This window comes from Sphingomonas sp. S2M10 (assembly GCF_012650175.1).
Lineage (GTDB): Bacteria > Pseudomonadota > Alphaproteobacteria > Sphingomonadales > Sphingomonadaceae > Sphingomonas.
Genome location: NZ_JAAILI010000009.1, coordinates 1 through 5876 on the forward strand (window position 1 = coordinate 1; position 5876 = coordinate 5876).

General features: G+C 65.2%; 6 protein-coding genes. 1 reads left to right on the forward strand and 5 read right to left on the reverse strand.

The features are described 5' to 3' along the window. The 5 genes from S2M10_RS04645 to S2M10_RS04665 all read right to left on the reverse strand — a co-directional run. On the reverse strand, positions 1-1700 hold a 1700-nt coding region (locus S2M10_RS04645; protein ID WP_168845127.1), incomplete at its 3' end, for a CusA/CzcA family heavy metal efflux RND transporter. Between the two features lie 3 nt (positions 1701-1703). Beyond that, complete coding sequence (locus S2M10_RS04650) at positions 1704-2882, reverse strand: efflux RND transporter periplasmic adaptor subunit (protein WP_004212877.1); 1179 nt, start codon at positions 2880-2882, stop codon at positions 1704-1706. Then, complete coding sequence (locus tag S2M10_RS04655; RefSeq protein ID WP_026008904.1) at positions 2882-4159, reverse strand: TolC family protein; 1278 nt, start codon at positions 4157-4159, stop codon at positions 2882-2884. Before S2M10_RS04655 ends, S2M10_RS04650 begins: the two co-directional genes overlap by 1 nt. A gap of 60 nt (positions 4160-4219) precedes the next feature. Beyond that, positions 4220-4516, reverse strand: coding sequence for a hypothetical protein (locus tag S2M10_RS04660; RefSeq protein ID WP_019368268.1), 297 nt, complete (start codon positions 4514-4516; stop codon positions 4220-4222). Between the two features lie 65 nt (positions 4517-4581). Next, positions 4582-5232 carry a cation diffusion facilitator family transporter gene (locus S2M10_RS04665; protein WP_125977914.1) on the reverse strand — a complete coding sequence of 217 codons (651 nt, stop codon included), beginning with the start codon at positions 5230-5232 and terminating at the stop codon, positions 4582-4584. A gap of 73 nt (positions 5233-5305) precedes the next feature. Here S2M10_RS04665 and S2M10_RS04670 point away from each other — a divergent pair, with 73 nt between their 5' ends. Then, positions 5306-5692 carry a helix-turn-helix domain-containing protein gene (locus tag S2M10_RS04670; RefSeq protein ID WP_019368266.1) on the forward strand — a complete coding sequence of 129 codons (387 nt, stop codon included), beginning with the start codon at positions 5306-5308 and terminating at the stop codon, positions 5690-5692. Positions 5693-5876 lie beyond the last annotated feature (184 nt).

The window sequence follows — 5876 nt, forward strand, 5'->3', positions numbered from 1 at the left end:
ACACCCGCACCGATCGTCAGCGTCGGGCGCTTCATGGCCCGGTCGAGACCGGGTTCGTAGCGCTTCTTCAGCCACGTGATGATGCGGCCGTCCTTCTCCTCGACCTTCTTCGACAGCCAGATCGCAATCATCGCCGGCACGAAGGTGAGAGAGAGGATGAAGGCGAAGGCGAGCGCGATGATGACGGTCAGCGCCATCGGTCCGAACGTTTTACCCTCCACGCCGGTCAGCGTGAGCAGCGGTACGTAGACGAGGATGATGATTGCCTGCCCGTAAACCGAGGGGCGGATCATCTCGCGAGCGGCGGCTGCCACGGTCGCAAGCCGTTCCTTGACGGTCAGCAAGCGACCTTCATGATGCTGTTGTTCGGCAAGCCGCCTCAGCGCGTTTTCAACGATGATGACGGCGCCGTCGACGATCAGACCGAAGTCCAAAGCCCCAAGGCTCATCAGATTGGCCGAGACCCCAGCGCGCAGCATCCCGAAGCCTGTCAGCATCATGGTGATCGGGATGACCAACGCCGCGATCAGGGCCGCACGGAAGTTGCCGAGCAGCAGGAAGAGCACGACGATGACCAGCACCGCGCCTTCGGACAGGTTTTTCGCGACCGTCTTGATCGTCGAATTGACCAGCTCGGTGCGGTTCAGCACCGGCTGAATTACGACGTCAGGAGGCAGCGAAGCGTTGATCGTCTTCAGTTTCTCAGCGACCGCGGTCGACACGATGCGGCTGTTCTCGCCGATCCGCATGATCGCCGTGCCGACGACGACTTCGGTACCGTTCTCCGATGCCGAACCCATGCGGATCGCCTGACCCGTCTTCACAGTCGCGACTTGTTCGACCGTGATCGGCACGCCGTTACGTGTCGCGATCACGGTCCTGGCCAACTCGCTGGCATTGCGAACGAGCGCATCCGAGCGAACAGCCAGACCTTCGCCATTGCGATTGACGAAGCCACCGCCGACGCTGGTGTTGTTGCGCTCCAGCGCGTTGCCCAGGTCGGTCAAGGTGATGCCGAGTGAAGCCAGCTTCTGCACATCGGGCACGACGAGGAACTGCTTGGCGTAACCGCCAATCGAGTCGACGCCGGCGAGGCCCGGAGTGTTCTTGAGAAGCGGCGTGACGATCCAGTCCTGCGCGGTGCGCAGGTAGGTCGCCTTGTCCTCTTCGGTCGTCAGTCGCTCGCCCTCTGGCGTGATGTAGCTGCCATCGGGCTGTTGGCCCGGTTCACCGGGCTTGTGCTTGTCGTCCTCGCGATGATCGAGACGAACGGTGTACATGTACACCTCGCCCAGGCCTGTCGCGATCGGACCCATTTCAGGGTTCACGCCGTCGGGCAGATTCTCTTGCACGCCCCGCAGACGCTCGCCCACCTGCTGGCGGGCGAAATAGATGTCCGTCGCGTCCGAAAAGACCGCCGTGATCTGCGCGAAGCCGTTGCGGCTCAACGAGCGCGTATATTCTAGGCCGGGGGTGCCGGCGAGCGCGGTTTCGATTGGAAACGACACCTGCTTCTCGACCAGCTCGGGCGAGAGGGCAGGCGCGCGGACGTTGATCTGGACCTGATTGTTGGTGATGTCCGGCACCGCGTCGATCGGTAGCCGGTAGAGGGAAAAGGCGCCGATGGCGGCGACGATGACGGTGAGGAGCAGGACTAGCCAGCGCTTCTCGACCGCCCAGGTTACGATACGGGCGATCATGGCTTAATCCTCGTGGCTCGCTTCGCCCTTGCCGATCTCGGCCTTGAGCGTGAAACTTCCGGTGGTGGCGATCTGTTCGTTGCCGGTCAGGCCCGACCGGACGATCACCGTGTCGCCCGACGCATCGCCGAGCTGGACCGGGGTCGCCTTGAAGCCGGTGGGCGTGCGCACGAACACGACCGACTTGCCCTCGAAACTCTGGACCGCCGTCGTCGGCACGCGGACCGCCCCGCTGCCGCCGCTGCCCGTGAGCTGCACGGCTGCCGTCACAGGCTCGCCGACCCGCCATTCGCCACCGCGATTGTCGAGGGTGGCGAGCGCAGGCACGAGCCGCGTCTGCGGATCAAGCGCCGGCGACACGAAGGTCACGCGGGCGGTCGCCTGACGGCCTGCCGCCTTCACCAGCACCGTATTGCCGGGACGCACCCGGCCCGCATCCTCGGGCTTGAGATTAAGCGCGATCGACACCTGGCTCAGGTTGGCGATGCGATAGAGTTCGGCATCCGCCGCGACCGTTTGTCCCAGCGTCACGGGGCGCGCAATGATCTGGCCCGAGATCGGCGCGGCAATGCCGAGCCGGTTGAGCCCGCCGCCGCCGACACCCGCCGCCGAAACCATGCTCTGCGCCTGCGTCAGGGCGATCCGCGCCTCCGTCGCCGCTGTGCGGGCGGCGATCAGATCCTGTTCAGGGGAGACTCTCTGCGCGAACAGCCGCTGTTCGCGCGCGAGGTTCGAATTAGCGAGCTGAAGCCGCGCCCGCGCCGCCTCGACCTCGCCCTTGATCTGCGCCGCCTCGCGGCTTTCGATGACCGCAATGGTCTGGCCGCGTCCGACCGATTGGCCGAGGTTACGGGTGAGCGCGACCACGCGTCCCGCAATTGCGGCCGAGACGACCTGCGTTCCCTGTGGGTCGCCCTCGATGATCGCGGGCAGCTCGATCGTCCCGGCCCCGCCGATGATCGGCCGTCCGACCTGGACGCCCGCTGTGGCGATCTGGTCGGCACCCAATGTGACGACGCCTTCACCGGCATGACCGCCTTCAGCACCGCCCTTTTCCGTGCCCGCTGCCGTCTCATTGGCAGCTGCGCCTTCGGCAGTTGCCTCGTTTCCGCCATCCTTGCCGCCGCAGGCAGCCAAGAGCAGGGCGAGCGACGCCGCGCCCGCGAGATAAAAGCTCTTCATCACTGATTCCCCCCATTGGGCGCACGAGCGGTCAGTCGCTCCACTTGCGCGCGGGCATTCTGGTACTTGGCAAGCGCATCGATCGCGGCGACCCGCGTCTCGGCGAGTGTGCGTTCCGCATCGAGCAATTCGAGCTGGCCGAACTTGCCCTCGCGATAACCGATCCGCGCGATGCGGGCCGCCTCCTGTGCAGCCGCCAGCGCCGGCCCCGACGCCGCACGAGCCGTCGTTGCGGCATTGGCCGCCTGCGCCTGCGCGTCCGTGATCGCCTGTTCGATGTCGAGCGCGGTCACGCGACGTTGTGCATCCGCCTGCGTCCGCTGCGCGGTCGCCTGCGCGATCGCCGCGCGACCATTGTTGAACACCGGGATCGGGATCGACACGGTGAACACCGCCGCCATGTCATTGGTCGCTTCCAGTCGGCGGATCGCAGGCCCGACATTGAGGTCAGGGACGCGATTGGCGCGCGCAAGCCGCACGCCCGCTTCCGCGATCGAGAAATCCGCGTTCGCCGCCGCCAGCGCGAGCGTGCCGGTCGCCTCGACCGGTGCCACCGGCCCATAAATGTTCGCCCCCGGCAGGCGATCGAGCAGCGTGTCATCGAGCGCACCGTCAATCGGTCGACCGATCCGGCGCGCCAGATTGGCCCGCGCCGCCTCCGCCAAGCGAAGCTGCCGCTCCACATTGGCGTCGGCATTGATGCGCGCGACATCTGCGCGCTGTTGCTCGAGCGGGGAGGCCCGCCCCGCCTGCACGCGAACGCTCGCGGCCCGCAGCGCGTCGCTGGCGATCCGGGCCTGGTCGCGGGCTGTTGTAACCCGGCGATCGGCCGCGACCGCCTCGACATAAAGCTGCGTCACCTGAAGCCGGACATCTGCCGCGATGATCGCGGCCTGGATCTCGGCCCGGGACAATTGCGCATTGGCGACCGCGACGCGGGCGCCGCGCTTGCCGCCTAGCTCGATCGGGATCGCAAAGCCGACCGTGGATTCCGCGCTGCGGACCCCACGATACGGCCCCGAGCCGATGACATTCTCAACCTGGCCTTGGACAACCGGGTTGGGCCGCAGTCCGGCGACCGTGCGGCCCGCACGGGCCGCATCGACCGCGGCTGTCGCCGCTTCGGCAGCAGGGGCCGAACCGCCCGCTGCACTGACCGCTTGGTCAAGCGTGTAGACCGGCGCGTCCTGCGCAAAAGGCGCGGACGGTCCGACCTGCGCCTGCGCCATAGTGGCGCACGACGCTGCGGCCAGCATGGCCGAGAGGATACGATGCATGAAAATAGGACTCCTGACGATGATCGACAGGGGCGCGCCAACGCACGCCCAAATCGGACGTCAGGCTTGGGGGGGCCTCAAATGGACCATGCCGGTGCGGCCGTCGAGCGACGCAGAGGCGGAGATTGTCGGCTTGGGCACTGTGAGGACGGGGGTATATTCCATCGTCGTGCGCGCAGGCGCGCCGACGTCGTGTCCGTGACAATAATTGTGATGATGCGGGACATTCTTGTCCGAATCCGATGGCACTTGATCGATGTCGCCATCGGTATGGATTGTGAACTCGACGCCCGCGATGCTTCCCCCCGCCAGATCGGCGGCATGAGCCATGCCGGAGAAGCTGGTGAGGACCAGCATCAGGCATGTCAGGAGAGGCAAAAAGGCTCGCACGAACCCGCCCTTACCACGGAGAGGTTTCCATGTCATTGCAATAACTCGCGAGCCGGTGCCTTCGCGGCACGCCATGCCGGCCAGGCTTCCCCAATCACGCGCCATGCCGAGCGCAGGAAGATCACGGCGATCAACCCGCCGACGATGATGTCCGGCCAAGCCGAGCCGGTCAGGCCGACCAATCCGGCAGCCGCGAGAACCCCGACGTTTGACGCGACATCATTGCGCGAGCACTCGAACGTGCTCGACATGTTCACATTCTCACGACGGAAGCGCCAGAGCAGCGCGAGGCAGATTAGGTTCGCAACCAGCGCGGCGCTGCCAACCCCGAGCATCAAGCCCGATGCCGGAGGAACGCCGTTCGCAATCTTGTCAGCGATCTCGAAAATGACCGCGACGCCGAAAGCCAGGATGATGCCACCCTTCGCCAGTGCTGCCCCCGCCTCCCAGCGCGCACCCCGATGCAATGCATAGAGACTGAGCGCATAGACCACCGCGTCGCCGAACATGTCGACCGAATCCGCCATCAAGGCAGAGGAACGCGCGACGACGCCGCCGCCAAACTCGACCACGAACATCGCGAGATTGATGAGCATCACGATGATGAGCACGCGGCGCTGCTCGGCCTTGCGACCAAGTTCCGCGATCGTGTCGCGTTTTGATGAGCAACATGCGTCTGCCATTATCGAAGCTCGATTCGTGGATCAGACGCCCTATATGAACCCTCATCCTACTAGAGGGTCAAGAGGTTCGGCGATGAAAATCGGTGAGATCGCAAAGCGCACTGGGTTGAAGATAGAGACGGTCCGTTTCTACGAGGCAGAAGGGCTGGTTCCCGCTCCCATCCGTAGCGGTGGCAACTATCGACTCTATGATCGCTCGCACCTTGATCGCCTGTCGTTCATCAAACGCTCGCGTGATCTGGGTTTCACCCTGGATCAGGTTCGTGCGCTCCTGCGGCTTTCAGATGATCCGCGCGGTTCCTGTGCCGAGGCCGACCAGATAGCTGCGGTCCACATCGCGGAAATCGATCGCAAGCTGGCCGACCTTACAGCGCTGAGGTCGGAAATCGCGCAGTGGGGTGACACCTGCAACGCCAGCATCGTTGCCGAATGCAAGGTTATCGACGCCCTGTCGCATTGAACCAAACCAAGTCGGGCGCGACCCTGCCGGGCACGGCTCTATCGGCGCCCTGGCGTACGCCGACCGAGCCACCGTGCCGGCGTCTCGGTAGGGTAGACGCGAGACGCCTCTTTCGAGGACGCCTCAGCGCCTCCCCCCGAACCGTGCTTGCACCTTTCAATGCACACGGCTCTCCATTCCGCTG